The sequence below is a fragment of the Micromonospora polyrhachis genome (assembly GCF_014203835.1).
GTDB classification, from domain to species: Bacteria; Actinomycetota; Actinomycetes; order Mycobacteriales; family Micromonosporaceae; genus Micromonospora_H; species Micromonospora_H polyrhachis.
Genome location: NZ_JACHJW010000001.1, coordinates 2126047 through 2152192, shown reverse-complemented (window position 1 = coordinate 2152192; position 26146 = coordinate 2126047). Strand labels below are relative to the sequence as shown.

Here is a 26146-nt window from a genome sequence, read left to right as displayed (position 1 = left end):
GTGCAGCTCGGTCGGCACCCGCTGCGACTCCGGCTGACGCTGCTGTACTGCCTGGTTTCGGTGGTCTCCAGCGCCGTTCTGCTGGTCATCATGTACGCCCTGGCCAGCAGCCTGAGCCCGCGCCTGGTGCGGCCGAGGCCCGGGCCGCCCGCACTACCGTTGCCATACCAGGGCCCGCCCGGGGCGGGCGACGGCGGGACCGCATCCCGCGTCCATGATTTCTCCGCAGAGATGCTGGTCCTGCCCGGCATCGCGCTGGCGATCATGGCGGTGTTATCGCTGCTGTTGGGCTGGCTGATCGCCGGCCGCATGCTGCGTCCGGTGCTGACCATGACCGAGCGCCTGCACCAGATCTCCGAACGCAACGTGCACGAGCGGCTGTCCCTGCCCGGCCGTCGCAACGAGCTGAAAGACCTCGCAGACACGGTGGACGGGCTGCTCGGCCGGTTGGAGACCGCTCTCGACGCGCACAAGCGGTTCGTTGCCAACGCCGCCCACGAACTGCGGACGCCGTTGACAGTCGAACGCGCGTTGCTGGAGGAGCCGCTGATCGACCCCGGGGCCAGCTTGGAATCGTTCCGGGCCAACTTCGAGCGGCTGCTGGCCATCACCGACCAGCGGGGGCAGTTACTGGAGTCGCTGCTCACGCTGTCGCGCAGCGAGGAAGCCACCAGCCGGGACGAGCCGGTGGACCTTACCGGCCTGATCGAAGGGGCACTCCAAGACCGGGCACCGGACGTGCATCGGCGCGGCCTGCGGGTGCGGAGCGCGCTCCGGCCCGTACGGATAGCGGGTGACCCGGTGTTGCTCGCACATCTGCTGGCCAACCTTTGCGACAACGCGATCCATTACAACGTGCCGGGCGGCACTGTCGAGATTGGCGTACGGCGCGAGGCTGGGCGGGTCGTCCTGTCCGTGGCGAACACCGGCCAGGTCATCCCACCCGACCAGGTCGACCGGCTGTTCGAGCCGTTCCAGCGGCTGCACCGCACTGCCGACGGCGGCCATCATGGTCTGGGACTGTCGATCGTGCGCGCGATCGTGCGAGCCCACCGGGCCAATCTGACCGCCGTCGCCCGTCCCGACGGTGGCCTCGCTGTCGACATTGCCTTCCCCAGGATCACACCGGACCCCTAACCGGTTGCTGCGGCCGACCCCGATTTGTTTCCCAGTGAGTAACCGGCCGCCTCACCGGCCACGGCCTGAGGTCTGACACGATTGCTCTCAAGGGGATCAATCGTCACCTTCGAATCCGCGCCCTCCGCCAGGAGGTCGGGCTGATCGACGGGAGAGCGGTGGCGGGCGGTCAGGCCAACGGCGAGCCCTGCGGCGACCACCAGTACACCGAGACTCTGCCCGAGGTCCGGTAGCTGCCCGGCCTGGATCGCGGCGGTGATCAGGGTGGCCAGTGGCATCAGCCCGACGAGGATGCCGGCGCGTTCGACGCCCAACCGACGTAGCCCGGTGAACCAGGCGAGGAAGGCGACCACCGTCATCAACGCGGCCAGGTAGCCGAGGGTGATCGCCTCCACCTGGGTGGGCAGCCGCCAGCGGGCCGGTTCACCGGTGGCCACGGCGGTGACCAGGAGCAGCGGTACGGCCAGCGCACAACTGTAGGCGGCGACGCGTACCGCGCCGAGCCTCGGTAACACCATGGCGGCGAGCAGCGAGAACGCGACTTCGCCGCCGAACGCGCCGAGCGAGGCGAGCAGGCCGATCACGTCTGACCGGCCGCTGCCGTGTACCAGTGCGGTGCCGGCGACCACGATTCCGGCCGCCGCCACCAGCCGGACCGTCGGCCGACCGCCGCGCAGCAGTGGACCGAGCAGCGCCAGGCCCAGTGGGGCGGCACCGATGAAGGTGCCGACGACGGCCGGGTCGGCGTGGGGCAGGGCGATCAGGATGCAGGCGTTGAAGGCGGCCATCCCGGTCGCGGCCAGCGCGAGGAGGATGCCCCATTCGCGCCCGGTCAGCCGGCCTCCTGTGCCGACCTCGCCCCCACCGAGTCGCGGAAAGCAGCGGGCGATGGCAAGCAGCACGGCGGTGGCGAGTGCGTAGCGGAGGGCCTGACCGGTCAGTGGCGGGTAGTCGAGGATGAGCTGGCTGATCGAGACCGAGCTGCCCACGATCGCCATGCCGGCGACGCAGAGCAGCAGGGCCCGAAGATCCTTGGGGTTCACGCGATTGACGCTAGGGTCCGGGTGGACCAGGACTCAGGTCCAATCGCCTGGCTCTGGAGAGGACCAATTTGTCGACCCTGGAGACGCTGATCGAACTGGACCGGAGCCGCCCCGGCCTCACCGACCAGCTCACCGAGGCGCTGCGGGAGGCGATCGTGTGGGGTCGGCTCGCCCCGGGCACCCGCCTGCCGGCCAGCCGGGGCCTCGCCGCCGACCTGCGCCTGTCCCGGGGCGTGGTGGTCGAGGCGTACGAGCAGTTGGTCGCCGAGGGGCGGCTGGTGGCCCGACGCGGCTCCGGGACCGTGGTCGCCGCTCCGTCGGCGGGCCCGGTCCCGGCAGGTGGGCGGCGGAGGCGGCGAGCGGCCCGACTGGACGTGTTGCGCCCGGTCGAGGACCGACCGGACGGGTTGCCGGACTACCGTGACCAGGGGGTGGTGCCGCTGCGACCGGGAGTGCCGGACACCGCCCTGTTCCCCCGGGTGCCGTGGCGGCGGGCGTACGAGCGGGCGCTGCGCGAGTTACCCGACGCCGTCCTCGACTACGGCGACCCGGCCGGGGCGGCCCGGCTGCGGGTCGAGCTTGCCGGCTACCTTGGTCGGGTCCGGTCGGCCCGGGTCGAGGCGGCGAATCTGCTGGTCACCACGGGTGCGGCGCAGGCTTTTCACGTGGTCGCGGCGGTGTTGCGCAGCCGGGGCGAGACCCGGGTGGGGTTCGAGGATCCGGGCAGTCTCGGCCTCCGCAATCAACTTCTCGACCTGGGTCTGCGGCCGGTGCCGGTGCCGGTCGACGCCGACGGGTTGGACGTGGCAGCGCTCGACCGAACCGGGGTACGGGCGGTCGTGGTCACCCCGGCACACCAGTTCCCGACCGGTGTGGTGCTCGCCCCGGCCCGCCGGGCGGCCCTCCTCGCCTGGGCTCGACGGGTTGACGGGCTGATCGTCGAGGACGACTACGACGCCGAGTTCCGCTACGACCGCGACCCGGTGGGTTGCCTTCAGGGGCTCGCCCCGGAGCTGGTCGCGCACATCAGTTCGGTCAGCAAGTCGCTTGCCCCGGCGATGCGCCTCGGCTGGCTCGCCGTGCCGCCCCCGGTACGGGCGGTGGCGGGCACCGCCAAGTTCACGGCCGACCTGGGCGGACCGGTGCTGGAACAGATGGCCTTCGCCGAGTTTCTGGCCAGTGGCGGTTACGACCGGCACCTGCGTCGGGCCCGCCGGGTCTACCGGCAGCGGCGGGACGCCCTGGTAGAGGCGGTACGCCAGCATCTGCCCGAAGCCCGGATCTCCGGCGTGGCAGCGGGCCTGCACCTCGTGGTGGAACTGCCCGACGGGATCGACGACGTGGCGTGGGGGCGGGCCGCCCGGGCCGCCGGGCTCGGGCCGCTCGCGCTGTCCCGGCTCCGGATGCCCATATCGGCGGCCGACCATGGGACACCACCTCGGCCGGAGCCGCCGGGCCTGGTCCTGGGCTACGCGGCGCACTCACCGGCCGAACTCGTCCGCGCTGTGCGGACGCTGGCGGCGCTGATCCATTAGATTCTTGGAATGCCACCCTTCGTACCCGTCTCAGAGCAGATCGTCGATGCGATCCTGGGCAGTGACCCCGTACTGGCCAGTGAGTCCGGCGACCACCGGTTCGACGACCGGTTGCCGGACCTGTCCACCGACGCGGTCGCCGCCGACGTGGCGATGTTGCGGGACGCCGGCAACGCCCTGTCCGAAGTTGACGTAGATGGGCTCGACCTGCCGGAGCAGGTCGACCACGCGGTGCTGACCGCACTGGTGGACCGGCACCTCTTCGAGTTGACCGAGGTGCGCGACCACGAGTGGGATCCGCTGCGGCACAACCCGGGAGCGCTGCTGCACGCCCTGCTGGCCCGGCCGTTCGCCCCGGCCGACGTACGCCTGGCGAGCCTGACCGGCCGGCTGGCCGCCGTACCGGATGCGTTGGCGACCGCGCGCGCGACGCTGCGCGACATGCCGCGGATCCATGCCGAGACGGCGGTCGGGCAGTTCGCCGGCACGGCGGGGCTGATCCGCAGCGAGCTGCCCGCCCTGCTGGCCGAGGCACCCGCGCTGCGCGGCGAGGTCGAGCCGGCGGCCCGGGCGGCGGTCCGGGCGCTGGAGGAGTTCACCGACTGGCTGCGTGCCGGTCTACGCGCCGACGACGGGCCGGGTCGGGATCCCCGGCTGGGCCGGCGGCTCTGGGAGGCCCGGCTCTGGCACACCCTGGACACCGAACTCTCCGCCACGCAGGTGCTGGACCGGGCCCGGAACGCCCTGGACCGCACCACCGAGGAGTTGCGTGCCGCCGCCGCCGAGCTGGCCGGTGGTCCGGCGACCGACGAGACGGTACGGCAGGCGCTGGACCGGCTGGCCGCCGAGCACCCGACCGACGCGACGATCGTGGCGCTGGCCGAGCGGACCCTCATCGAGGCCACCGAATTCGTCCGGGCCCACGACTTGGTGTCGATCCCGGACGACCCGTGTGTGATCGCCGAGATGCCGGAGTTCGCCCGGGGTGTGGCGGTGGCCTACTGCGACCCGCCCGGGCCGCTGGAGACCGCGTCGGTGCCGACCTTCTACTGCATCGCGCCCACCCCGGCCGACTGGTCGCCCCAGCAGGTGGAGTCGTTCTACCGGGAGTACAACAGTCACCTGATCCGCAACCTGACCGTGCACGAGGCGATGCCCGGCCATTTCCTACAACTGGCCCACTCCCGCCGCTATCGGGGCAGCACCCGGGTCCGGTCGCTCGGCTGGTCCGGCCCGTTCGTCGAGGGCTGGGCGGTGTACGCCGAGGAGGCCCTGGCCGACCTCGGCTTCGGTGGCCTGCCGGTCCGCATCCAGCAGTTGAAGATGCGGCTGAGGATGAGCCTCAACGCGGTTCTGGACCAGCTCGTGCACTGCGAGGAGTTGCCCGAGGCGGAGGCGATGGCGCTGATGACCGGGCGCGGGTTCCAGGAGGTGGGCGAGGCGGCCGGCAAGTGGCGGCGGGCCCTGCTCACCTCGACGCAGCTGTCGACGTATTTTGTCGGTTACACCGAGGTCGCAGAGGTCGCCGCACTACGCCCGGCGGGCACCACCGCCCGGCAGTGGCATGACGCGATGCTCGCGCACGGCTCCCCGCCGCCCCGACACCTGCGCACCCTGCTCGGGGTGTGAGGCTAGGAAGGGGCCCTCCCTATCGCCTTCGTATCGAGGGCCCTGCCTGATCCCAGCCTTTCGTGGAACCCCAGCCTTTCGTGGAACCTCAGCCTTTCGTGGTGCGCCGGTCGACGATTCCGGCTCCGGCGGGCAACGTGAAGGCACCGGCGTCAACTTCGGTCCGGTAGCGGCTCAGCGCCATGTCGACCTGCCGACCGTCCAGGGTTCCGGTGAACCGGCCCAGCGCGCCTTCGGTGGTGACGCAGGCGTCGAAGGTGGGGGCCCCCGGATCGGTGCCGCCCTCGACACGTACGCAGGTGGCATGCCGGCCGGCGATGGTGGTGTCGGTCTGCTCGATGACGACGTTCGGGTCGAGCGCGGCGGTGGTGAGCAGGCCGACCACCACCGGTGGGGTGACCAGCCCGTGTTGCTTGGCGCTGGCGAAGACGGTGACCGAGGGTTTGTTGAGCTGCGTCGGCGGCGGCTGGAGCACGCACGTCGGCTTCGCGCTACCGATCTCGCAGTCGGTGGTCGCTTCGGCGCTCACCGTCAACTTGCCGCCCGGGTAGATGTAGGCGGCGCGGGGTGGCTTCTGGGTCTGCACGATCGAGGCACTCTCACCTCCGGTGAGCTGATAGTCCGCCGCGTAGGTCAACTCACCGGCGTTGTCCAGCCGGGCGGCGAGATCGTTGATCAGGTCGGCGCGGCCGATCACTCGACTGCCGTCCTCGATGGCCTGGCAGCCAGAGAGCAACAGTACGGCGAGGATCGATCCCGTGAGGACGCGGAGCGGGGTCGAAACGGCGGGCATGGTCGCTAGCCTTGTCGATCAGCCCGAGTAGGCGCAAACCGGTTGCCGGTTGACGCCGGGAGAATCCGGGTATGTCGGGCGATGACCGTTGCGGGCACAGCCGATGACCGCTACGGGCCCGACCGACGGCTGTGCGGGCCCGACCGGCGGAGGCAACGCCCGCCACACCAGCCCCGCCGGATACGCTGCTTCACGACATGCCTCAGCCGCACCGTCGCGGCCCGGACCGGATTGAAATCGATAACGAGGAGCGACACAGTGGCCACCATCGAGGGAATCGTCGCCCGGGAGATTCTCGACTCGCGAGGCAACCCGACCGTCGAGGTCGAAATTGGGCTGGACGACGGCACGATCGCCCGTGCCGCAGTGCCGTCCGGTGCCTCCACCGGCGCCTTCGAAGCGGTCGAGCTGCGCGACGGCGACGCCGACCGCTACCAGGGCAAGGGCGTGGAGAAGGCGGTCGCCAACATCGAGGACCGCATCGTCGACGAGATCATCGGCTACGAGGCCAGCGAGCAGCGGCTGATCGACCAGCGGATGCTGGACATCGACGGCACCGCCGACAAGTCCGGCCTCGGCGCGAACGCCATCCTGGGCGTGTCGCTGGCGGTGGCCAAGGCGGCGGCCAAGAGCGCCGACCTGAGCCTGTTCCGCTACCTGGGCGGCCCCAACGCTCACCTGCTGCCGGTGCCGATGATGAACATCCTCAACGGCGGGGCACACGCCGACTCCAACGTCGACATCCAGGAGTTCATGATCGCGCCGATCGGCGCGCCCACCTTCCGCGAGGCGCTGCGCTCGGGCACCGAGGTCTACCACGCACTCAAGTCGGTGCTGAAGAAGAAGGGCCTCGGCACCGGCCTGGGCGACGAGGGCGGCTTCGCCCCCGACCTGCCGACCAACTCCGCCGCGCTCGACCTGATCGGCGAGGCCGTCGAGAAGGCCGGCTACCGGCTCGGCACCGACATCGTCTTCGCGCTCGACGTGGCCGCTACCGAGTTCTTCGAGAACGGCTCCTACACGTTCGAGGGCGGCACCAAGTCGGCCGACGAGATGACGGCCTACTACCACAAGCTGGCCGACGCGTACCCGATCGTGTCGATCGAGGACCCGCTCTCCGAGGACGACTGGAGCGGCTGGGCCACCCTCACCGCCTCCATCGGTGACCGGATCCAGATCGTCGGCGACGACCTGTTCGTCACCAACCCGCAGCGCATCGCCCGGGGCATCGCGGAGAACGCGGCCAACGCCGTACTGGTGAAGGTCAACCAGATCGGTTCGCTGACCGAGACCTTCGACGCGGTCGACCTGGCTCACCGCGCCAACTTCCGGTGCATGATGAGCCACCGGTCCGGCGAGACCGAGGACACCACGATCGCCGACCTGGCGGTGGCGATGGGCTGCGGCCAGATCAAGACCGGCGCCCCGGCCCGGTCCGAGCGGGTCGCCAAGTACAACCAGCTCCTGCGGATCGAGGAGGAGCTGGCCGACGCGGCTCGGTACGCCGGCGCGGGCGCCTTCCCGCGCTACCGTTCCGCCTGACAGCGTCGACCAGCCAGACCCAGACCCGTCGGAAACCACAACGGGTCTGGGTGAGTCAGTTGGGCTCGGACCCGTCGGAAACCACAACGGGTCCGTTGGGGGAGGGGTGCGCCGACGATGAACCAGCGCCGCACACCGGGCGGTCAACGACCGGCCCGCCGACCTGGCCAGCCAGGCCGGAGCGGCGGGGCGTCCCGGTCCGTCCGGACGTCCCGGGAGACCGGGGTACGCGCCGAGGTGCGCGGTGCTTCGTCCCGCGCCTCCAGCACCGGCCGGGGCGGTGATACGCCTCGGTCGGTCAACCGTCCTGCGGTGGCTCGTCGGGTCGCCGCTGCGGCCGGGACGAAACGGACCTCGGCCCCCCGCCCCCGACGGATCACCGGCCGGATGACCGTGCTGGCGGCCGTACTGATCGCGTTGGCGCTCGCATACACCTATCCGGTACGGGTCTACCTCAACCAGGAGGCGGACATCGCCCGGATGGAGGCGGCGGAGCGAGCCCAGCGCACCCGCATCGACGAACTGTCGGAAAAGGCCGCCCTGTGGCAGAACGACGACTTCGTCAAGATCCAGGCAAAGTCCCGGTTCTACATGGTCGAGCCGGGAGAGAAGCCGCTCGTGGTGCTCTTCGACCCCGAGGGGGCCGCCCGCGACGCGGGAGTCGACCCGGAGGCATGGCGTAAACCCGCCCCCGATCCCTGGTACGGCACTCTCTGGTCGAGTATCGAGGCTGCCAACGAAAGGCCAACCCAGTGACTGTCGTACCACCAGACCGGTCGGCGGCGGACCGCGTACCGCCGCCGGTGCGGGAACCCGCGACGGAGCGTGACCTGGCGGCGGTGGCCGCCCAGCTCGGGCGTCCGCCGCGCGGCACCCAGGCGGTGGCCCACCGGTGCCCGTGCGGCCTGCCCGACGTGGTGGAGACCACCCCTCGGCTGGCGGACGGTACGCCGTTCCCGACCCTGTTCTATCTCACCTGCCCTCGGGCCACCGCCGCGTGTAGCCGGCTGGAGTCGGCCGGGGTGATGAAGGAGATGGCCGAGCGGCTGGCCGCCGATCCGGAGCTGGCCGCCCGTTACCGGGCCGCTCACGAGGACTATCTGGCCCGGCGGGCCGCTGTCGGCGAGGTGCCGGAGATCGAGGGCATTTCGGCCGGTGGCATGCCCGGCCGGGTGAAGTGCCTGCACGTGCACCTCGGGCATGCCCTGGCGGCCGGGCCGGGGGTCAACCCCTTCGGCGACGAGACGCTCGACCTGGTGGAGCCCTGGTGGGTCGACGGCCCCTGCGTGGCGGTGCCGGAGCAGCCGACGGAGCAGGCGGCGGCTGATTCTGGTCGTGCCGTCGGATGACCGACGCCGAGGTCGTCGTCCGGCGTGCCCGGACCGGTGACATTCGGGGCATTCGTGAGCTGATCGACATGTACAGCTCGGGGCGACGGCTGCTCAGCAAGGCCACCGTCACGCTCTACGAGCACGTGCAGGAGTTCTGGGTGGCGGTCCGCCCCGCCGACGGCACGGTCGTCGGCTGCGGGGCACTGCACGTCATGTGGGAAGACCTGGCCGAGATCCGGACCGTGGCGGTGCACCCCGACTGCCGGGGACTGAAGCTCGGCCAGCGGATCGTGACCGAGTTGCTGACCGCAGCGCGGGAGTTGGGCGTCTCGCGGGTCTTCGTACTCACCTTCGAGACCAGGTTCTTCGGCTCCTTCGGGTTCGTCGAGATCGACGGGGCACCCGTGCCGCAGGCCGTCTACGAGCAGCTACTGCGCTCGTACGACGAGGGTGTCGCCGAGTTCCTCGGCCTGGAACGCGTCAAGCCCAACACCCTGGGCAACACCCGGATGCTGCTGCGACTCTGACTCTCTACGGCGATGCGTGGCGGCCGTACTAGGGTTGCCGCCGTGACGAAGAGAGTGGCGGCGATCGACTGCGGGACCAACTCGATCCGCCTGCTGGTGGCCGACCTGCCCGACCCGAGTGCCGGCCCCAGCGCTCCGCTGGTCGACCTGGCCCGCCGGATGGAGATCGTCCGGCTCGGTCAGGGCGTCGACCGCACCGGCCGACTCGCACCGGAGGCGATCGAACGGACCCGGGCGGCGTTGGCCGGCTACGCGGCCGAGATCGAGTCGTTGGGTGCGGACCGGATACGCATGTGCGCCACCTCCGCCTCCCGGGACGCCGAGAACGCCGACGAGTTCCGGGCGATGGTGCTGCGTACGCTCGGGGTCGAGCCCGAGGTGGTCACCGGCGACGAGGAGGCGCGGCTCTCCTTCACCGGCGCGGTGCGGGGCCTGCCCGCCGACGCCGAGGCACCGTTCCTGGTGGTCGACATCGGCGGTGGGTCCACCGAGTTCGTGGTCGGCTCCGGCGGGGTGGACGCCGCGATATCGGTCGACATCGGCTGCGTCCGGATGACCGAGCGGCACCTGCACGACGATCCGCCGACCGCCGAGCAGATCGCGGCGGCGGAGGCGGACATCACAGCCGCCGTTGACCGGGCGTTGGCGGCGGTGCCGGGACGCGAGGCGGCGACGCTGGTCGGCCTGGCCGGGTCGGTCACCACCGTGGTGGCGATCGCCCAGGGGCTCACGTCGTACGACCCGGGCCGGATCCACCACGCCCGGATCTCGTACGACGAGGTGGCCCGGGTGACCACCGACCTGCTCGCCATGTCGGCGGCGCAGCGGCTGGCGATCCCGGTGATGCACCCCGGCCGGGCGGACGTGATCGGCGCGGGTGCGCTGGTGCTACGGGTGATCATGGAACGGGCCGGGATGGATTCGGTGGTGGCCAGCGAGCACGACATCCTCGACGGTATCGCCTGGTCTTTGGCACCCGACCCGCGTTGAGGGGCGGATCCGGAACCGTCCGTCGGTAATGGAGGCGATGGTGCCGGGGCGCGGCGTTAAAGGTTGCGGTAGACGTCCCGCCGATCGCCCACCTTGATGACGAGGATGACGAGTTCGCCGTTGTTGATTTGGTAGGCGACCCGGTAGCTACCGACCCGGAGCCGGTAGAGCCCCGAGGGGCCGGTGAGTTTCTTGATGTCGGCGTCTTCGCGGTACGGGTCGTCGCCGAGCGCCGTCAACGCGGTCAGGATGCGCATGGCGTCGAGCCGGCCGATGGCCCGGAGTTGCCGCTGTGCTGCCGTGGTGAACCGGAAGGCGTACTTCACGCCGCTTCGCCGCCATGTTCGGTGAACAGATCCGCCAGCAGTTCCGCCATCGTCACGGTGGGGCCGCCCTTGGCCAGGACCGCTTCCGCTTCGCGGGCCAGCAGCACGTCGGCCGCTTCCTCCAGCGCTGCGAAGTCCGAGATCGGAACCACGGCCGCCACTGGTGCGCCGTTGCGCGTGATGACCGTCGGAATGCCTTCCTCGGCCCGGTTGATGTGGTCTGCGAGATGTGCGCGGGCTTCCCGGACAGTTACGGTGTTCTCGGCCATGAACGTAGTGTACGCGCTTTCGTGTACGCGTAAGATCGGTCCGGGGAGTCGCATTCGTGTGAAGGCGAGTTGACCAGGCCACCCGGGTTGGGTGCCGCTCGGTGGACTACAGCCCGATCAGGGCGGCCTGGGCGCGCATCTGGTAGGTGAAGAACGCGTCCCGGTGCTCGATCGTGTTGTTGAGCTGACCGAACACCTCGAAGTTGATCAGCCCGAACAGCTGCACCCAGGCGGCCAGGCCCCGGGCGAGGATCGGAGGCGGCACGTCCGGGGCGATGGTGGCGGCGAGCCTGGCCACGTCCGTGGCGACCCCGGCCGGTAGCTTCTCGTCGGCCTGGTCACGTAGCACTCCGGATGTCGCACCGTCCTGGAGGACGCCGGCCAGGACGGTTACCGCCCGGGTCGCGGCGGCCACCGTGTCGGTCGGGGCGTGGTAGCCGGGGACCGGGCTGCCGTAGACCAGCGCGTACTCGTGGGGGTGGGCGAGCGCCCAGTCCCGTACCGCGTGGCACACCGCCATCCAGCGGCCTTCGAGATCGGTGCGGGCGACGGCCCTTTCGCGTTCTTCGACGGCCGCGCCGATCGCGTTGTACGCGTCGAGGATCAGGGCGGTCAGTAGCTCGTCGCGGCTGGCGAAGTAGCGGTAGATGGCGGACGAGACGATGCCGAGATCCCGGGCGACCGCGCGCAGTGACAGGTTGGCGCCCTCTGTGGCCAGGTGGCGGCGGGCGATCTTCTTGATCTCGTCGGTCATCTCGGCACGGACGCGGGCACGGATCGAGGCTGCTTTCATGTGTCCCATGGTCGCATACGAGAGCACTGCTCTTGACTGTGGTCGCATGATCTGCGATTGTTGTTCTCGGTTGAGAGCGCTGCTCTCTAAGTGGCTTGTGGAGGGACAACCATGCACGTCATCGTCGGTGCCGGCACCATCGGATCAAGCGTCGCCCGTCTGCTCGCCGAGCGTGGCGACCAGGTTCGGGTGATCACCCGAAGCGGCGGTGGGCCACAGCACCCCAACATCGAACGAGTCGTCGCCGACGCCGCTGACGCGGCGGTGCTGCGTCAGCTCACCGCCGGGGCGGTCGCGCTCTACAACTGCGCGAATCCGCCGTACCACACCTGGCCGACCGACTGGCCCCCGTTGGCCGCCGCACTGCTCACCGCCGCCGAGGCCAGCGGCGCCGTGCTGGTCATCACCGGCAACCTCTACGTCTACGGGCCGGTCGACCGCCCGATGACCGAGGACATGCCCCTCGCCGCACCCACGGTCAAGGGCAAGGTGCGGATACGGATGTGGCAGGACGCCCTCGCCGCGCACCGGGCCGGTCGGATAAGGGTCACCGAGATCCGCGCCTCCGACTTCATCGCACCGAAGAACTCGGTGCTGGAAATGTCGCTGCCGGCCCTACGTGCGGGCAAGACCGTTCGGCTGCCGGTGCCGTTGGACATCCCGCACACCTTCACGTACACGGAGGATGTCGCCCGGCTCATGGTCGTCGCCGCCGGCGACGAGCGGGCCTGGGGTCGGCCCTGGCACGTACCCTCGTCCGAACCGATGACGGCGCGTGAGCTGGTCCTCCGGGCGGCCAAGGTCGCCAAGCTGCCCGAACCCACGGTCCGACAGATCCCCAAGCCGATGATCCGTGCGGCGGCGCTGTTCGACTCGTTCACCCGGGAGTTCCTGGAGATGCGCTACCAGTTCGAACGGCCGTTCGTCCTGGACTCGGCGGCGGCGACCGCCACGTTCGGGATGCGGGCGACCGATCTCGACGAGGCGCTGCGCGCGTCCGTGGCGGCGTAGCCCCCCGTATCGCCGATGCCGAGCGACTGGATCTCGGTGAGAAAAGGCTCCCCACGGGGCCATTCCTCACCATGATCAGAGCGGCAGACGGGGCGTCAGGCGTGGGCCGAGGCTACGCGACGTCACGTCGGGCGCACGGACGGGCTGGGGCAGCTGGCGAAGAGCGGATCGTACCGGGGCGGGTCCGTACGGGATACGACCAGGATCAGTTGGCCGTTCTCGTCGTACTCGAAGAAGAGATCGTTGTATTCCGTGCTGGCTTGGCTGCCAAAATCCGGAAAGGACAGTTCGACCCGGCTCTCGTGGCTGCTGAAGTAGTCGTTGCCGGCTATCACCAGCTCCCAACTACCCGCTGCGGAGTCGGGTACGACGCCGCCGAACTCGGTACGGAGACGGTAACCCTCGATGTAGTGGTCGTCATGCAGGATGTCGTTGGCGTAGCGCTCGGAGAGCCGTTCGACCATGAACGTGTCGTCGTCGTTGAGGGTCAGGATCTCCCCGTTCGCGCCACACCAGGTCTTCACCAGATCCACCCGTTCTGGCGCGGTGTCTGCGATGTGACAGGCAGTGGTGAGCAGGAGGGTCCCGAAGAGGGCGGCTGTCCGGCGGAATCGCTGGGCGGTCCGTAGACCAGGCACGGCGCTCTCCCGTCTCGGTCAGCATCACCGACAGTCGATGACAGAAGTGGACCCTAACGGGCTTCGACCGGTGCCCTATGGCGGGGGCATGGTCTCGCCGGGTCGGGCCGGGGTGCCATAACCGGTTGCGGGGGCGGATAGCGTGCCAGTGTGAGTGTTGATCGTGACAAGGTGCTGCTCAGTGTGCCGGGCCTGACGGAGACCGCCTCCCGGCAGGTGCTCGTCTTCGACGCCGACGACACGCTCTGGGAGAACAACATCCTGTTCGAGCGGGTGATCGAAGACTTCCTGGACTGGCTGGCGCATCCGACCCTGGACCGGGTCGAGATCCGGGCCATCCTCGACGACATCGAGCGGGCGAACACGGTAGCCCACGGGTACGGCAGTCGGGTCTTCCTGCGAAGTCTGGGTGACTGCCTGAGCCGGCTGCGGGAGCGGCCGGCCACCACCGCCGAGCAGCGGGAGATCGAGGAGTTGGCGGTGGCGCTCGTCGAGGGCCAGATCGAGCTGATTCCCGGGGTCGCCGACACGCTGACCGAGCTGGGGCGTCGGCACGACCTGTGGCTGCTGACCAAGGGAGCGGTCCAGGAGCAGCAGCGCAAGCTGGACGCCTCCGGCCTCGCCGACCACTTCACCAGCGTGCACATCGTGGCGGAGAAGGACGCGCAGGTCTATCGGCAGTTGGTGGTGGAGCACGAACTGGTGCCCGAGGCGACCTGGATGATCGGGAACTCTCCGAAGTCGGACATCCTGCCGGCGCGGCGAGCGGGCCTGAACGCGGTCTTCATCCCGCACCAGCACACGTGGGTGCTGGAGTACGACGAGCTGGACCCGGCAGACGAGCGGGTGCTGCACCTGACCGCCTTCGCCGAGCTGCGTGATCACTTCTGAGTTTGGAGCAGCGTCGGACTGAGTGATCACTTCTGAGTCTGGAGCAGCGTCGGACTGCGTGATCACTTCCGAGGTCGGCGCACCGCCGGGTACGGCGATGACTCCGGTGCCCACCGCCGCGTCGTCATCCCGGGCTGGCCTGCACCCGCGTGGTGGGCGAGGACACTCTCGGTCCCGTGGGTTATCCGCCACAGGCCGCAGTGGCAGGACTGGTAACTGACGATGCCCGTGCTGGTTCGGTGCCGGGACCGGATGGTCCAGGTGTGGTCGTCACTGGTGGTCATGACCATCAGCCTGGTGTAATGGCATTGTGCATATCAACCCTTACGGACAGGACGCGGTCTGCCTGATCGTGGAGCTGGCCAACCAGCGGCCCGCCTCGGTCGACGAGTTGGTGCGCCGGTGTGCCGAGGCAGGGCTCGTCATCGACATGCCGGTGACCGAGCACGACCTGACCGAGGCGCTGGAGTTGGTCGACCAGTGGTGTGAAGTCGTCGACGCCGAGGATGAGCAGCTTCGGTCCGAGGTGCTCAACCGGATGCTCGCGGCGGCGTCGACGTACCCCCGGTTGTCCAACCATGCAGGCACCGGCTGGCACCTGCACTACCGCGACGAGGGTGTCTCGCTCGGTACGGTGTTGCGGGCGCTGGTCAGCGTCGGCACCGCGCTGCACCTCACCGGGCGGGGCATGGGGCGGCTGGGACGATGTGACCGGGCCGGCTGCACTGCCGTCTACGCCGACATCTCCCGGGGCGGCCGGCAGCGCTACTGTTCGGCCCGGTGTGCCAACCGGGATGCGGTGCGCCGGCACCGCGCTCGCCCCTCGTCGACACGGACGATGCTGGCGTCGCGAGCGAACCCGGCGGCGTCAACGAGTGCGGCGTCGCGAGCGAACCCGGCGGCGCCGACGAGTGCGGCGTCGCGAGCGACCCCGGCGGTGTCACCGGCCCAGGTGCCACGCCTACCGCATCGTTGACGGTACCGCGCTATGCGCTGTAGTGTTCCGGCGTGGACACCACCCAATTGCTCAAGGGGGTGCTCGATCTCGCGGTGTTGGCCGTCCTCAAGGAGGAGGACGGTTACGGCTACGACATCATGCGCCGTCTGCGTACCGCCGGTCTGGACGAGGTTGGCGACGCCTCCGTCTACGGCACGTTGCGCCGGCTCTACCAGGCTGGTCTGTTGACCACCTACGTGGTCCCCAGCGAGTCCGGCCCGAACCGCAAGTACTACTCGCTCAACGCCGCCGGCCGCGACCATCTCACCCGCTCCGGTAAGGTGTGGCGATCCTTCGCGACCACAATGGACATGCTGCTCGACGATCGGGGGAGGGCGGCATGACCGTCACGACTGACCAGGAGATCGCGCGCTACGTCGACCAGGTCCGGGTCGCGCTGGCCGACCTGCCCGTGGCTACCCAGGACGAGTTGCTCGAAGAGCTGCCGGAACACCTCGCCGAGGTGGCTGCCGAAACCGACGGGTCGCTCGTCGAGCGGCTCGGGTCGCCGGAGACGTACGCGAATGAACTGCGGCTGGCCGCCGGCGTCGGTCCGGCCGCCGCCCGTCGCAACCTGGACCAGCGGGTCGGCGCGACCGTGGTCGTGGCCCAGCGACGGCTGCGGGCCGCCGACGTCCAGCTTGGTCCGATCATCGGGTACGCCAAAGTCAGCGACTTCCTCGGGCTGCTTCGGCCGGCGTGGTGGGTGTTGCGGGGCTACCTGGTGGCGATGTTCATCACCGTGGCGACGAGCGGGTGGTCGGTCGGTCTGCTGCCCCGGCTGGGCGGCAGCATTATCGGCGCGATGCTGCTGCTCGCCGTCTGCGTGGTCGCCTCGATCTGGTTCGGTCGACGCAGTCGAGGATTCAGCCGTTGGCCGAGGTGGACGATCAGGGTGGCCACCGGCCTGCTGGTCTTCTTCGGTTTCGTCGCCTTCGCGGATGCGGACGGTCGGAGCCGTGAAGGCGACTACTTCGTTCCGTCCTCTGCGGATAACACTTACCAGGACATTCGGGACGTTTACGTCTACGACAGTCAGGGGCGCCTGGTGAAGGGGGCGCGCCTGTTCGATCAGGACGGTCGACCCATCCGGCTGGGTTACCCCTGGTGTGAGGACATCCAGCAGGAGGTGGCCGTTCCCGAATCGATGGGGGCGACCTATCCGTACTGCCCGCAGGGGGCACCGTTCCGGATCGAGCAGCCAGGTGCGCCGACGCCCTCGGGGTCGAGTACGTCCGGCGAACCAGGCCGGAGCGTGACGACCCCGGGACCTGAAGTGACATCGCCGGGGGGAATCGACGAAACAACGCCGGAACAACCGGTCAGCCCCTCACCAACTAGCTGAACGGTGGATGGCTGGGGTATGCGGGATGTCGGCCCACGTCGCTACGGTGTCGCCTGCATCTGGGGAGTAGCCGCCGAATCGGCCGGCTCCTCCCAACCCCCCGGAAGGAAACACAAGTGACAGAGCAGGCCACCCCACCCACCCCGCCCCAGCAGGGTGCTCCGGTCCCGCCGGACGCCCCCACGGCGCAGCCGGGCCCGGCGCCCAAGTCGTCCTCGCCGGTTGGCGGCATCGTCAAGCGGATCATCGGGGCGGTGGTTGTCTTCGCGGTCATCGGTCTCGGTGGCCTGGCGTGGAAGTACATCTCCGGTGCACCGGAGACGGCCAAGGTCGGTGACTGCATGGCTGGCCAGACCAGCAGCGACCTGAAGACCGTCAAGTGTGACGACGCTTCTGCGGAACACAAGGTGGTCGGCAAGGTGGAGGACCAGACCGAGGCTCAGTTCCAGGCGTCCGACAACCCCTGCACCGCGTACCCGACCGCCGAGACCTTCTACTGGGAGGGCAAGAAGGGCGGCAACGGTTACGTCCTGTGCCTGGAGCCGGTCAAGAAGTAGTTCGGCCCGTACGGGTGACGGCGGCGCGGTGTCCCACCGCGCCGCCGTTTTGCGGCTTCGGCCCGGGTACGGGGACAGACCCCGTCGTGTACACCGAGACAGGGGGAGGTGTACACCACGTTGCCATTGTCTTTCCTCGGCCGGCTGCGGCGTGGCAGGCTACCCGCACGCGCGACAGCGCCACTGGGCGACCAGCCAACGATGACTGACCGTCAGGAGGACCGGCCGATGGGCGAGATGGTGAGCTACCCCAGCAACGGGGGGACGAGCGAGGGCTATCTGGCCTTACCTACCGGGAACGCGACCGGTCCGGCCGTCATCGTGATCCAGGAGTGGTGGGGACTCGTACCACACATCACCGCCGTCGCGGACCGGTTTGCCGAAGCCGGTTTCGTGGCCCTGGCCCCCGACCTCTACCACGGTGTCTCCACCACCGAGCCGGACCGCGCCGGCAAACTCATCCTGGGGCTGGCGATGGACCAGGCCGCCCGGGACATCGCCGGAGCCGCCGACTATCTCGCGAAGCGCCCGGAGACGACCGGCAAGGTGGGCTGTGTCGGGTTCTCCGCCGGCGGCAGCCTGGCCCTGTGGTCGGCGACGCTCTCCGACCACATCGTGGCGACCGCCGGCTTCTACCCGGTCCTGCCGTGGGAGCGGATGCGCCCGGACTGGGCCGACTACGCCGGCAAGGCCGCCGTCATCCACTGCTCGGCGGAGGACGGCACCTCGGCCGCCGACGGGGTGCAGGCCGCCCGGCAGGCCATCGAGGCGGCCGGTGGCGAATGCACCCTCCACGACTACCCGGGCAGCTCCCACGCGTTCTTCAACGACGACCGCCCCGAGGTGTACGACCAGCCGGCCGCGGCCAGCGCCTGGGCCCGTACCGTGGAACTGTTCCGGACCCGGCTTGGCTGAGCCGCGTACCGCCGACGAGGTGGCCGCCCGCGCACCGCGGGCGGCCGACCTGGCCGACCTCGACGCCGCGATCAGCGACTGTTTCGCCTGCCCTCGCCTGGTGGCGTGGCGGGAGGACGTGGCGGCAGTACGCCGGGCCGCGTTCCGGGATCAGGAATACTGGGGCCGGCCGGTGCCCGGCTTCGGTGCCGCCGACGCCCGGATCGCCATCCTCGGCCTCGCCCCCGCCGCCCACGGCGGTAACCGCACCGGCCGGATCTTCACCGGCGACCGCTCCGGGGACGTACTCTTCGCCGCCCTGCACCGGGCCGGGCTGGCCAACCAGCCGACCAGCGTGGCCGCCGACGACGGGCTGACCCTGCGGGACATCCGGATCTTCTCCGCGGTCCGCTGTGCCCCGCCGGAGAACAAACCCACCCCGGCCGAACGGGACACCTGCGCGCCGTGGCTACACCGCGAGGTGGAACTGATCAGACCCACCCTCCGCGTCGTGGTCGCGCTGGGTGCGTTCGCCTGGGCGGCGTGGTGGCCGGTCCTTTCCCAGGTGTACGGCGTTCGCCCGCCCAGCCCGCGCCCCGCGTTTGGCCATGGGGCAAACTGGTCCGGCGGGACCGCCGCGCCGGAGTTGTTGGGCTGTTACCACGTCAGCCAGCAGAACACGTTCACCGGCCGGTTGACCCCAGCCATGCTGGACGAGGTCTTCGCCCGGGCGAAGCACCTGGCTGCGGTGGACTGACGCGGCACCGGACGATCGGCCGACGTCGGGTGATCAACCGGCGTCGGCGTGGACCGACGCGGACGGCGACGATTCGGAAAGGTGACGGTGATGGAAAGGCACGGCAGGACGTGCACTGACCACATCGACCGCCCGGGCGTGCTGTCGTGACCACCGATCTGCTGCGTCGACTGTGGCCGGTCGTGGCCGTCATACTCCTGCTCGGTCTGGCCAGCGTCGCCGCCACCCACTCCTCACTCGAGTTCACCCGGCTGGACACGTCGTCCGGCGAACTCCCCGAGTTGCCGGAATACCAGCCGGCCACTGCCTCCGCGCCCCCGGCACCTGCTCGGGTGGCCGCAGCCGAGCAGGGCGAACTACCCGGCTGGATCACCGTGGTCGCCGTCGCGGCCGGCGTCGTCGTGGTCGCGGTCGTCGTGGGCCTGCTGCTTCGGGTCCTCGTCCGGGACCTGCGGCGTCGCCGGAACACCGGCCGGGCCGGGCCGGATGGGCGTCGGCCGACGTCGGCGCGTACCACCCGGGAGGTGGTGGACGCCCTCGACGCCGGGCTGGTCGAACTATCCGACGACGACGTGGACCCACGCCGGGCGGTGATCGCCTGCTGGGTACGACTCGAACAGGCCGCCGCCGCGGCCGGCCTGCCCCGCCAGGTCGGCGACACCCCCACCGACCTCGTGACCCGGCTGCTGCGCGGCCGGACGACCGTCAGCGCCGACGTGCTGGCCGCGTTCGCCCAGGTCTACCGCGAGGCCCGGTACACCACCCGTACCGTCGACGAGCGGATGCGCAGCCAGGCCCGCTCCGCCCTGCAACGGTTGCGCGCCGAACTGACCGACGAGACCGGTGCCAAGCTGACCGACGTGGCCGGCACGGAGGTGGGGCGGTGAGCGAATTCGGCCTCGACGACCTGCTGGACGACGAAGAGGAGTCCGGGTCGTCGGAGACCCGACGGCGGCGGTACCGCTGGCTGCGCTATCTCCTCGCGGCGGGGGCGGCCACCGCCGTCACCATCGTCGGGATGCGGATGTTCGGCGTCGAACTCTCCACCCTGGCGATCTTCGGCGGTTTCCTGGCGCTGCTGGCGGTGCGCTGGGTGACCCGCCAGGCGGCCGCACCGCCCCCGTCGCGCCGGCACGCGTACCGGGGTCTCGACCCGCACCAGGGTGAATACCAGGCAGGTGAGCGCGACGCCCTGCGCAGCGCGGTGAAACGGTGGGAGAAGGCGTTCGGCCGGGCCGGCGGGGACCGGAAGTGGTTCCACCAGGAACTGCTGCCGATGCTCGGGGAACTCGTCGACGAGCGGCTGCGCCAACGACACGGACTGACCCGCGAATCCGATCCGGAACGCGCCCGCGCGTTGCTGGGCGAACCGCTCTGGAAAGTGCTCACCGGCAAACCCCGCCGCAGCCCGTCCCCTCGCGACTACGCCGCGATCGTCGCCGAATTGGAGAAGACATGAACGAGGTGCAGCCCGTCCCCACCGCCGAGGTCAGTCGGTTGGCCCGGGCGGTGCTCGACGCGGTCGGCACGGTGGTGGTCGGCAAGCGCGACGCTCTGGAACTGGTGCTCTCCGGCATCCTGGCCGGCGGTCACGTGCTGCTGGAGGACCTGCCGGGACTGGGCAAGACCCTGACCGCCCGGTCCTTCGCCCAGGCGCTCGGACTGGACTTCCGCCGGTTGCAGTTCACCCCCGACCTGCTGCCCGCCGACGTCACCGGATCGTTCCTCTACGACCAGCGCAAGGCCGACTTCACCTTCCGCGCCGGCCCGCTCTTCACCAACCTGCTCCTCGCTGACGAGATCAACCGGACCCCGCCGAAGACCCAGTCGGCACTGCTGGAGGCGATGCAGGAGAAGCAGGTCTCCGTCGAGGGGGTCACCTACCGGCTCGACCCGCCGTTCCACGTACTGGCCACCGCCAACCCGATCGAGTACGAGGGGACGTACCCGCTGCCCGAGGCGCAACTCGACCGGTTCCTGCTCCGGGTCTCGTTCGGCTACCCGGACCAGGAACAGGAGTGGGATGTCCTGCGCCGCCGGATGTCCCGACGCCAGGAGGAGAGCGAACTGTCGCCGGTGGTGGACGCGGCCACGCTGCGGGCCATGCAGGCGGCCCTGGAGGACGTGGTGGTCGAGGACTCCATCGGCCGGTACATCGTGGCGCTGACCGCCGCCACCCGGGAACACGCCTCGGTGTTGGTCGGTGCCTCGCCCCGGGGCTCGCTCGCACTGCTGCTGCTGTCCCGGGCCCGGGCCGCGATGGCCGGTCGCGACTACGTCGTCCCCGAGGACGTCAAGGAGGTGGCGGTGCCGGCGTTGGCGCACCGGATCACGCTGCGCCCCGAGATGTGGCTGCGCCGGGTCGACCCGTCCTTCGTCGTCGAGGAGGTACTGACCGCCACTCCCGCCCCGGCCAGCGGTGCGCTGCCCAGTTACGCCACCGCCGGTGCCGGCCGGACGCCGGCTGGGCACGCCGCTCGATGACCGACGCGACGACCCTGCGGTCGGCCATACCCGGCTACGAGGCGAGCCAACCGGCCGCGCTGGGCGACCCGGACCAGACGACGGGCTCCCCAGCCGGTCCGGACTGGGCACCCACCCGTGCCTTCGGCCGGGCCGTACTGCTGACCGGGCTGCTCCTGGTCGCCGGGGTGCTGCTCGGCCGGGTCGACCTGATCGTGCTGGCCGTACCGTTCGCCCTCGGCACCGCGTACGCGATGCGCCGCCGGCCCGTCGCGGCGCCGCAGGTCGTCGTCACCGCCGAGGACAACTACCTGGTCGAGGGCGGACGGATCAGTGGTGACATCACCGTGGCGAATCCGGAGCCGGTCGACTACGACCTGGTGCTGGTGCGGTCGCTGGTGTCGCCCTGGCTGCGGATCGAGCAGGCCAGCCTGGTCGACGTCGACGAGGCCGAGGACGGTAGCGGCGGCGGTGACGGCGAGAGCGGCGGTGACGGCGAGAGTGACCGTTCTCGTGGCGCAGCCGCCGGGGGTCGCGGTCGCGAAGGCGGTCGCGCCGGCGGGTTGCGGGCCGCCGGGATAGCCCAGCCGCTGGCCTTCAGCGTGCCGGGGGGTGCCCGCAGCGGCATCCAGCTCACCGGCCGGGCGCGGCGATGGGGCCGCCATCAGCTCGGGCCGACGGCGATCCAAGTGGCGGCCTGCGATGGGATGCTGACCAGCCGGCCGGTGGTGAGCAATGCCCGCGCGCTGCGGATCTATCCGGTGACCGAACCCTTCGACGCGGACGAGGCGATGCCCCGGGCCGCCGGACTGGTCGGCGGCCACCGGTCCCGCCGACCAGGGGAGGGCGGGGAACTGGCCGGGGTACGCGTCTTCGGCTCCGGCGACCGGCTACGCCGCATCGACTGGCGGGTCTCGCTGCGCGCCCGCCAACTGCACGTCGCGGCAACCCTCTCCGACCGGGACGCCGAGGTGGTGCTCCTACTCGACGTACTCGCCGAGGGAGGCCGTTCCGGTGGTGTCGACGGCACCGCGTCGGTGCTGGACACCACGGTTCGGGCCGCCGCCGCGATCGGCGAACACTACCTGCACCGGGGCGACCGGGTGGCGATGCTCGAATACGGGCCGTCCGCCCGGCGGCTGCGCCCCGCCACCGGCCGGCGGCAGTACCTGACCCTGCTGGAATGGCTACTCGACGTACAGGTCGTCCCCTCCCCGTACGAGCCGTACGACGAGGTCTTCGGCGCGCACCTGCTCTCCTCCAGCGCCCTGGTGGTGGTACTCACCCCGTTGGTGGACTCCCGGTCGGCGGCGATGCTGGCCCGGCTCGCCCGCTCCGGGCGCTTCGTGGTGGCCGTCGACACGTTGCCCGACCTGGCCGCACCGCCGCGCAGTGGACCGTGGACCGAGGTGGCGTACCGGTTCTGGCGGTTGGACCGGGAGAACACCCTCGGCCAGCTACGCGAGCACGGCGTACCGGTGGTCGCCTGGGCCGGGGCGGGCAGCCTCGACCTGGTGCTTCGGGACGTGGCCCGGCTGGCCGCCGCACCCCGGGCAGGAGTTCGATGATCAAGAAGGTCTCCGGTCGGGTCCGGGCCGCCGGCACCGCCGCCAGCCGGATCACCCTCATGCCGCTGTTGGTACGCCTCGGTGCCTTCCTCGCCGCCCTGGGGGCGTTGCTGGCGGCGTACCCCGCGCAGTTGCTGACCGCTCGGATCCTGCCGGCATTGGTGGTCGTGGCGCTGCTGCCCGCGCTCTTCCCCCGGCGGGCCGGGGTCACCATCGCCGTGCTGGTCGCGGTCGGCGGCTGGGTCCTCTCGACCAGCGCGTACGGCGAACTGGTGGTGCTGTGGCGGCTGCTGACGCTGGCCGCCCTGCTCTACCTCACCCACAGCCTGGCCGCGCTGGCCGCCCTGCTGCCCCGGGACGCGATCGTCGCCCCGGCGGTGCCGGTCCGCTGGGTGGCCCGCGCCCTGGGGGTGGTGCTGGCCGCCGGGGTGCTGGCGGTGCTGCTGACGACGCTCGCCGAACATAGCGGTGAGGGGACCTACCTCGCCGTGGCGCTGGCCGGGCTCGCGGTCGCGGTCGGCGTCGCGGCGCTGCTCGCCTGGCTGCTCCGACGGAAGTAGGGAAGGCACCCTTCCTGTCGTCGCCGGTACGGGAAGGGGACCTTCCCCACCGCCGGGCCGGGGTGACGTCAGGTAGCTCACACCGGCGTCCTCCGTCACAGAAGGGAGCATCTACCGAGCAACAACCGCCCGTCGGGGGAAAGATGGAACCGTGAAGCCCAAGCGGATCCTTGTCGTCGGTGCCGGACATGTCGGTCTTTACGCTGCCCTGCGCCTGTCGAAGAAGCTCCGGGCGCGCGAGGCCGAGGTCATCGTGGTCGACCCGCAGCCACACATGACGTACCAGCCGTTCCTTCCCGAGGCGGCGGCCGGCAACATCTCTCCCCGGCACTCCGTGGTGCCGTTGCGTCGGGCGTTGCGCCGATGCCACATCGTCTCCGGCGCGGTGACCCGGATCGAGCACGCCCGCAAGGTCGCCACCGTGCAGCCGATCATCGGGCCGCCTCGCGAGGTGCCGTACGACCACATCATCGTGGCTCCCGGCGCGATCTCCCGCACCCTGCCGATCCCCGGTCTGCGGGAGCACGGGATCGGCTTCAAGACCATCGGTGAGGCTATCTACCTGCGTAACCACGTGCTGGACCGGCTCGACGTGGCGGCAGCCACGGCCGACCTGGAGGTCCGCCGGTGCGCCCTGACCTTCGTCTTCGTCGGTGGTGGCTACGCCGGCATCGAGGCGCTGGCCGAGATGGAGGACATGGCCCGGGACGCGCTCAAGTACTACCCGGAGCTCTCCCCCGACGACATGCGGTGGGTGCTGGTCGAGGCGACCCGGCGGGTACTGCCCGAGGTCGACCCGGACATGGGGGCCTACACCGTCCAGCAGCTACTCAAACGCAAGATGGACATCCGGCTGGACACCCGGCTCGAATCCTGCGTCGACGGCCAGGTGGTGCTCTCCGACGGAGACAGCTTCCGGGCCGACACGATCGTGTGGACCGCCGGGGTGAAGCCCTCGCCCATGCTCGACCAGACCGACCTGCCCCGGGACAACCGGGGACGGGTGACCTGCCTGCCCACCCTGCAGGTGGTCGACGGGGACCGGGTCGTCGAGGGGGCGTGGAGCGCCGGTGACTGCTCGGCGGTACCGGACCTGACCAAGGAACCCGGGGCGTTCTGCTCGCCCAGTGCCCAGCACGCCGTACGGCAGGCCGCGCGGATGGCGGACAACATCCGCGCCGTGATCCGGGGCGAGGCGCCGGTCGACTACAAGCACAAGCACGCGGGCAGCGTGGCCAGCCTTGGCCTGCACAAGGGCGTCGCGCAGGTCTACGGCATCAAGATGACCGGGATCGGTGCGTGGTTCATGCACCGGACGTACCACATGAGCCGTATCCCGTCGATCAACCGCAGGATCCGGGTGGTGGTCGACTGGACGCTCGCCCTCATCCTCAAGCGTGAGGTGGTCGCCCTGGGCCAGCTGCACGACCCGAGGGAGGAGTTCCTCGAAGCCACGCCGCGGGTCGAGCTGGATTCCCGGCGCTAGACCACCGCGCCGGGACGGGCAGGGGCGGACCACCCGCGCGAGGCAGGACCCTGCTGAGGGACCCTCGGCCGGTGCGCTGAGGGACCTTTGGCCGGTGCCGGTACGCGTTATCCTGTCCAGGCTTCGGCCTATGCCACGATGACGAGGAGCCCCTCATGCCCCGCCTTCGAGCCGTCACCGCTTCAGGCTGTTCAGCCGAGGCGACGGGCGTCGGGTGGTGCACGTACGAGCGAGACCGACGGCCGGCTGGAGCGGGCGGGGTGGCGCGCGGGTGAGCGCCTCAGCCAGCGAGTGGGTGCCGGCGACACTTGAGGAGGCCACCGTCCTCCAGTCGGAGGTGCTGGAGGATCTCCGGTCCGCCGTCAATCACCTCGGCTGGGTGGTTTCCCTGACCGAGCCATGGCTGGGGGACGATCCGTTGGAGGTCGGTTCCGGGCTGGGCGATGCCGCCGCCCGGTGGGCCGCCACCGGCCGGCCGGTGACCGCGTCGGAGGCCGACCCCGGTCGGTTGGCCCAGTTGCGCCAACGGTTCAAGGGCCACGGCACGGTCCAGGTCCGCGAGTTGGCGGTGCCGATCCGGGAATCCGGGACGTACTCCGCCGTGGTCGCCCTCAACGTGCTCGAACACATCGAGGACGACGTGGCGGCGTTGCAGGACTTCGCTCGACTGCTGCGGCCCGGCGGGCGGATCGTCCTTGTCGTGCCGGCCTTCACTCCGCTGATGAGCAGGTTCGATCGGGAGATCGGCCACTTCCGCCGCTATCGGGTCGGACCGCTCACGGCGACGTTGCGGGCGGCGGGGCTACGGCCGGTCCGGGTGCGCTACTTCAACCTGCTTGGTTTCTTCGGCTGGCTGGTGTTCGTCAAGGCCCTGCGCGGCGCACCCCGCGAGGGCCTGCCGCTGAAGATCTACGACAAGCTCATCGTGCCGGTGCTCCGTCGGGTGGAGGCACGGGTACGTGTGCCGTTCGGCCAGTCGGTGCTCGCCGTGGCCGAGAAGCCCACCACCTAGCTAGCCCCGCCAGGTCCACACGCTGGCGACTTGGCTGGACCCGCCAGGTCCA

The 26146-nt window shown here is 70.5% G+C and carries 30 protein-coding genes; 23 read left to right on the top strand and 7 right to left on the bottom strand.

Going from position 1 to position 26146, the window contains the following annotated elements; translation table 11 throughout:
* Window positions 1-1137 carry a sensor histidine kinase gene (locus FHR38_RS08920; protein WP_312881985.1) on the top strand — a complete coding sequence of 379 codons (1137 nt, stop codon included), beginning with the start codon at window positions 1-3 and terminating at the stop codon, window positions 1135-1137.
* Here the strand turns inward: FHR38_RS08920 and FHR38_RS08915 are convergent.
* A complete protein-coding gene (locus FHR38_RS08915) occupies window positions 1134-2180 on the bottom strand; it encodes a DMT family transporter (RefSeq protein ID WP_184534232.1) in 1047 nt (348 codons plus the stop codon). The genes FHR38_RS08920 and FHR38_RS08915 overlap by 4 nt on opposite strands.
* Window positions 2181-2248: 68 nt before the next feature.
* Between FHR38_RS08915 and pdxR the strand changes: the two genes are divergently transcribed.
* Both pdxR and FHR38_RS08905 read left to right on the top strand, forming a co-directional pair.
* Window positions 2249-3715, top strand: coding sequence for a MocR-like pyridoxine biosynthesis transcription factor PdxR (gene pdxR / locus FHR38_RS08910; RefSeq protein ID WP_221448961.1), 1467 nt, complete (start codon window positions 2249-2251; stop codon window positions 3713-3715).
* Window positions 3716-3724: 9 nt separating this feature from the next.
* Window positions 3725-5344 carry a DUF885 domain-containing protein gene (locus FHR38_RS08905; protein ID WP_184534231.1) on the top strand — a complete coding sequence of 540 codons (1620 nt, stop codon included), beginning with the start codon at window positions 3725-3727 and terminating at the stop codon, window positions 5342-5344.
* Between the two features lie 88 nt (window positions 5345-5432).
* Here the strand turns inward: FHR38_RS08905 and FHR38_RS08900 are convergent, their stop codons facing one another.
* A complete protein-coding gene (locus FHR38_RS08900) occupies window positions 5433-6137 on the bottom strand; it encodes a hypothetical protein (RefSeq protein ID WP_184534230.1) in 705 nt (234 codons plus the stop codon).
* Window positions 6138-6395: 258 nt separating this feature from the next.
* Between FHR38_RS08900 and eno the strand changes: the two genes are divergently transcribed.
* The 5 genes from eno to FHR38_RS08875 all read left to right on the top strand — a co-directional run bounded on the left by eno (window position 6396) and on the right by FHR38_RS08875 (window position 10527).
* A complete protein-coding gene (eno, locus tag FHR38_RS08895) occupies window positions 6396-7679 on the top strand; it encodes a phosphopyruvate hydratase (RefSeq protein WP_184534229.1) in 1284 nt (427 codons plus the stop codon).
* A gap of 117 nt (window positions 7680-7796) precedes the next feature.
* Complete coding sequence (locus tag FHR38_RS08890) at window positions 7797-8435, top strand: septum formation initiator family protein (RefSeq protein WP_184534228.1); 639 nt, start codon at window positions 7797-7799, stop codon at window positions 8433-8435.
* Window positions 8432-9028 carry a DUF501 domain-containing protein gene (locus tag FHR38_RS08885; protein ID WP_184534227.1) on the top strand — a complete coding sequence of 199 codons (597 nt, stop codon included), beginning with the start codon at window positions 8432-8434 and terminating at the stop codon, window positions 9026-9028. The genes FHR38_RS08890 and FHR38_RS08885 overlap by 4 nt, the downstream gene beginning before the upstream one ends.
* Window positions 9025-9537 carry an amino-acid N-acetyltransferase gene (locus FHR38_RS08880; RefSeq protein ID WP_184534226.1) on the top strand — a complete coding sequence of 171 codons (513 nt, stop codon included), beginning with the start codon at window positions 9025-9027 and terminating at the stop codon, window positions 9535-9537. Before FHR38_RS08885 ends, FHR38_RS08880 begins: the two co-directional genes overlap by 4 nt.
* 54 nt (window positions 9538-9591) lie before the next feature.
* Window positions 9592-10527: a Ppx/GppA phosphatase family protein gene (locus FHR38_RS08875; protein WP_312882529.1), complete on the top strand. Its 936-nt coding sequence runs from the start codon at window positions 9592-9594 to the stop codon at window positions 10525-10527.
* Window positions 10528-10583: 56 nt separating this feature from the next.
* Here FHR38_RS08875 and FHR38_RS31555 read toward each other — a convergent pair whose 3' ends face one another.
* The 3 genes from FHR38_RS31555 to FHR38_RS08860 all read right to left on the bottom strand — a co-directional run bounded on the left by FHR38_RS31555 (window position 10584) and on the right by FHR38_RS08860 (window position 11915).
* Window positions 10584-10853, bottom strand: a complete 270-nt coding sequence (locus FHR38_RS31555) for a type II toxin-antitoxin system RelE family toxin (RefSeq protein WP_184534224.1) — start codon at window positions 10851-10853, stop codon at window positions 10584-10586.
* Window positions 10850-11122: a type II toxin-antitoxin system Phd/YefM family antitoxin gene (locus tag FHR38_RS08865; RefSeq protein WP_184534223.1), complete on the bottom strand. Its 273-nt coding sequence runs from the start codon at window positions 11120-11122 to the stop codon at window positions 10850-10852. The genes FHR38_RS31555 and FHR38_RS08865 overlap by 4 nt, the downstream gene beginning before the upstream one ends.
* A gap of 106 nt (window positions 11123-11228) precedes the next feature.
* Window positions 11229-11915, bottom strand: a complete 687-nt coding sequence (locus FHR38_RS08860) for a TetR/AcrR family transcriptional regulator (RefSeq protein WP_184534222.1) — start codon at window positions 11913-11915, stop codon at window positions 11229-11231.
* 111 nt (window positions 11916-12026) lie between these two features.
* Here FHR38_RS08860 and FHR38_RS08855 point away from each other — a divergent pair, with 111 nt between their 5' ends.
* Entirely contained in the window at window positions 12027-12926 is a 900-nt protein-coding gene (locus tag FHR38_RS08855) for an NAD-dependent epimerase/dehydratase family protein (RefSeq protein WP_184534221.1), read from the top strand.
* A 122-nt stretch (window positions 12927-13048) separates the two neighbouring features.
* On the opposite strand, the gene FHR38_RS08850 is transcribed toward FHR38_RS08855, so the two are convergent.
* Window positions 13049-13564 (bottom strand): hypothetical protein, encoded by a 516-nt coding sequence (locus FHR38_RS08850; protein ID WP_184534220.1) that lies wholly within the window; start codon window positions 13562-13564, stop codon window positions 13049-13051.
* A gap of 216 nt (window positions 13565-13780) precedes the next feature.
* Here FHR38_RS08850 and FHR38_RS08845 point away from each other — a divergent pair, with 216 nt between their 5' ends.
* The gene (locus FHR38_RS08845) at window positions 13781-14455 is read left to right on the top strand and encodes an HAD family hydrolase (RefSeq protein ID WP_184539420.1); all 675 of its coding nucleotides are present in this window, start codon (window positions 13781-13783) and stop codon (window positions 14453-14455) included.
* Window positions 14456-14517: 62 nt separating this feature from the next.
* Here FHR38_RS08845 and FHR38_RS08840 read toward each other — a convergent pair whose 3' ends face one another.
* Entirely contained in the window at window positions 14518-14739 is a 222-nt protein-coding gene (locus FHR38_RS08840) for a hypothetical protein (RefSeq protein WP_184534219.1), read from the bottom strand.
* Between the two features lie 26 nt (window positions 14740-14765).
* Between FHR38_RS08840 and FHR38_RS08835 the strand changes: the two genes are divergently transcribed.
* The 13 genes from FHR38_RS08835 to FHR38_RS08775 all read left to right on the top strand — a co-directional run bounded on the left by FHR38_RS08835 (window position 14766) and on the right by FHR38_RS08775 (window position 26094).
* Window positions 14766-15431: a CGNR zinc finger domain-containing protein gene (locus FHR38_RS08835; protein WP_184534218.1), complete on the top strand. Its 666-nt coding sequence runs from the start codon at window positions 14766-14768 to the stop codon at window positions 15429-15431.
* Window positions 15432-15463: 32 nt separating this feature from the next.
* Window positions 15464-15796: a PadR family transcriptional regulator gene (locus FHR38_RS08830; protein WP_184534217.1), complete on the top strand. Its 333-nt coding sequence runs from the start codon at window positions 15464-15466 to the stop codon at window positions 15794-15796.
* Complete coding sequence (locus tag FHR38_RS08825; RefSeq protein ID WP_184534216.1) at window positions 15793-16797, top strand: HAAS signaling domain-containing protein; 1005 nt, start codon at window positions 15793-15795, stop codon at window positions 16795-16797. Before FHR38_RS08830 ends, FHR38_RS08825 begins: the two co-directional genes overlap by 4 nt.
* A gap of 116 nt (window positions 16798-16913) precedes the next feature.
* Window positions 16914-17354, top strand: a complete 441-nt coding sequence (locus FHR38_RS08820; RefSeq protein ID WP_184534215.1) for an LppU/SCO3897 family protein — start codon at window positions 16914-16916, stop codon at window positions 17352-17354.
* A 228-nt stretch (window positions 17355-17582) separates the two neighbouring features.
* Window positions 17583-18269 carry a dienelactone hydrolase family protein gene (locus tag FHR38_RS08815; protein WP_184539418.1) on the top strand — a complete coding sequence of 229 codons (687 nt, stop codon included), beginning with the start codon at window positions 17583-17585 and terminating at the stop codon, window positions 18267-18269.
* Between the two features lie 19 nt (window positions 18270-18288).
* Window positions 18289-19005, top strand: a complete 717-nt coding sequence (locus tag FHR38_RS08810; RefSeq protein WP_184539416.1) for a uracil-DNA glycosylase — start codon at window positions 18289-18291, stop codon at window positions 19003-19005.
* A gap of 146 nt (window positions 19006-19151) precedes the next feature.
* Complete coding sequence (locus tag FHR38_RS08805) at window positions 19152-19892, top strand: DUF4129 domain-containing protein (RefSeq protein ID WP_312881982.1); 741 nt, start codon at window positions 19152-19154, stop codon at window positions 19890-19892.
* Window positions 19889-20464, top strand: coding sequence for a hypothetical protein (locus FHR38_RS08800; RefSeq protein WP_184534214.1), 576 nt, complete (start codon window positions 19889-19891; stop codon window positions 20462-20464). The genes FHR38_RS08805 and FHR38_RS08800 overlap by 4 nt, the downstream gene beginning before the upstream one ends.
* The gene (locus FHR38_RS08795) at window positions 20461-21489 is read left to right on the top strand and encodes an AAA family ATPase (RefSeq protein WP_184534213.1); all 1029 of its coding nucleotides are present in this window, start codon (window positions 20461-20463) and stop codon (window positions 21487-21489) included. The genes FHR38_RS08800 and FHR38_RS08795 overlap by 4 nt, the downstream gene beginning before the upstream one ends.
* Entirely contained in the window at window positions 21486-23036 is a 1551-nt protein-coding gene (locus FHR38_RS08790; protein ID WP_184534212.1) for a DUF58 domain-containing protein, read from the top strand. Before FHR38_RS08795 ends, FHR38_RS08790 begins: the two co-directional genes overlap by 4 nt.
* Window positions 23036-23596: a hypothetical protein gene (locus tag FHR38_RS08785; protein ID WP_376771471.1), complete on the top strand. Its 561-nt coding sequence runs from the start codon at window positions 23036-23038 to the stop codon at window positions 23594-23596. The genes FHR38_RS08790 and FHR38_RS08785 overlap by 1 nt, the downstream gene beginning before the upstream one ends.
* A gap of 151 nt (window positions 23597-23747) precedes the next feature.
* Window positions 23748-25082 carry an NAD(P)/FAD-dependent oxidoreductase gene (locus FHR38_RS08780; protein ID WP_184534210.1) on the top strand — a complete coding sequence of 445 codons (1335 nt, stop codon included), beginning with the start codon at window positions 23748-23750 and terminating at the stop codon, window positions 25080-25082.
* Window positions 25083-25353: 271 nt separating this feature from the next.
* On the top strand, window positions 25354-26094 hold the full coding sequence (locus FHR38_RS08775) for a class I SAM-dependent methyltransferase (protein ID WP_312881978.1): 741 nt from the start codon (window positions 25354-25356) through the stop codon (window positions 26092-26094).
* The last annotated feature ends 52 nt before the right edge of the window (window positions 26095-26146 follow it).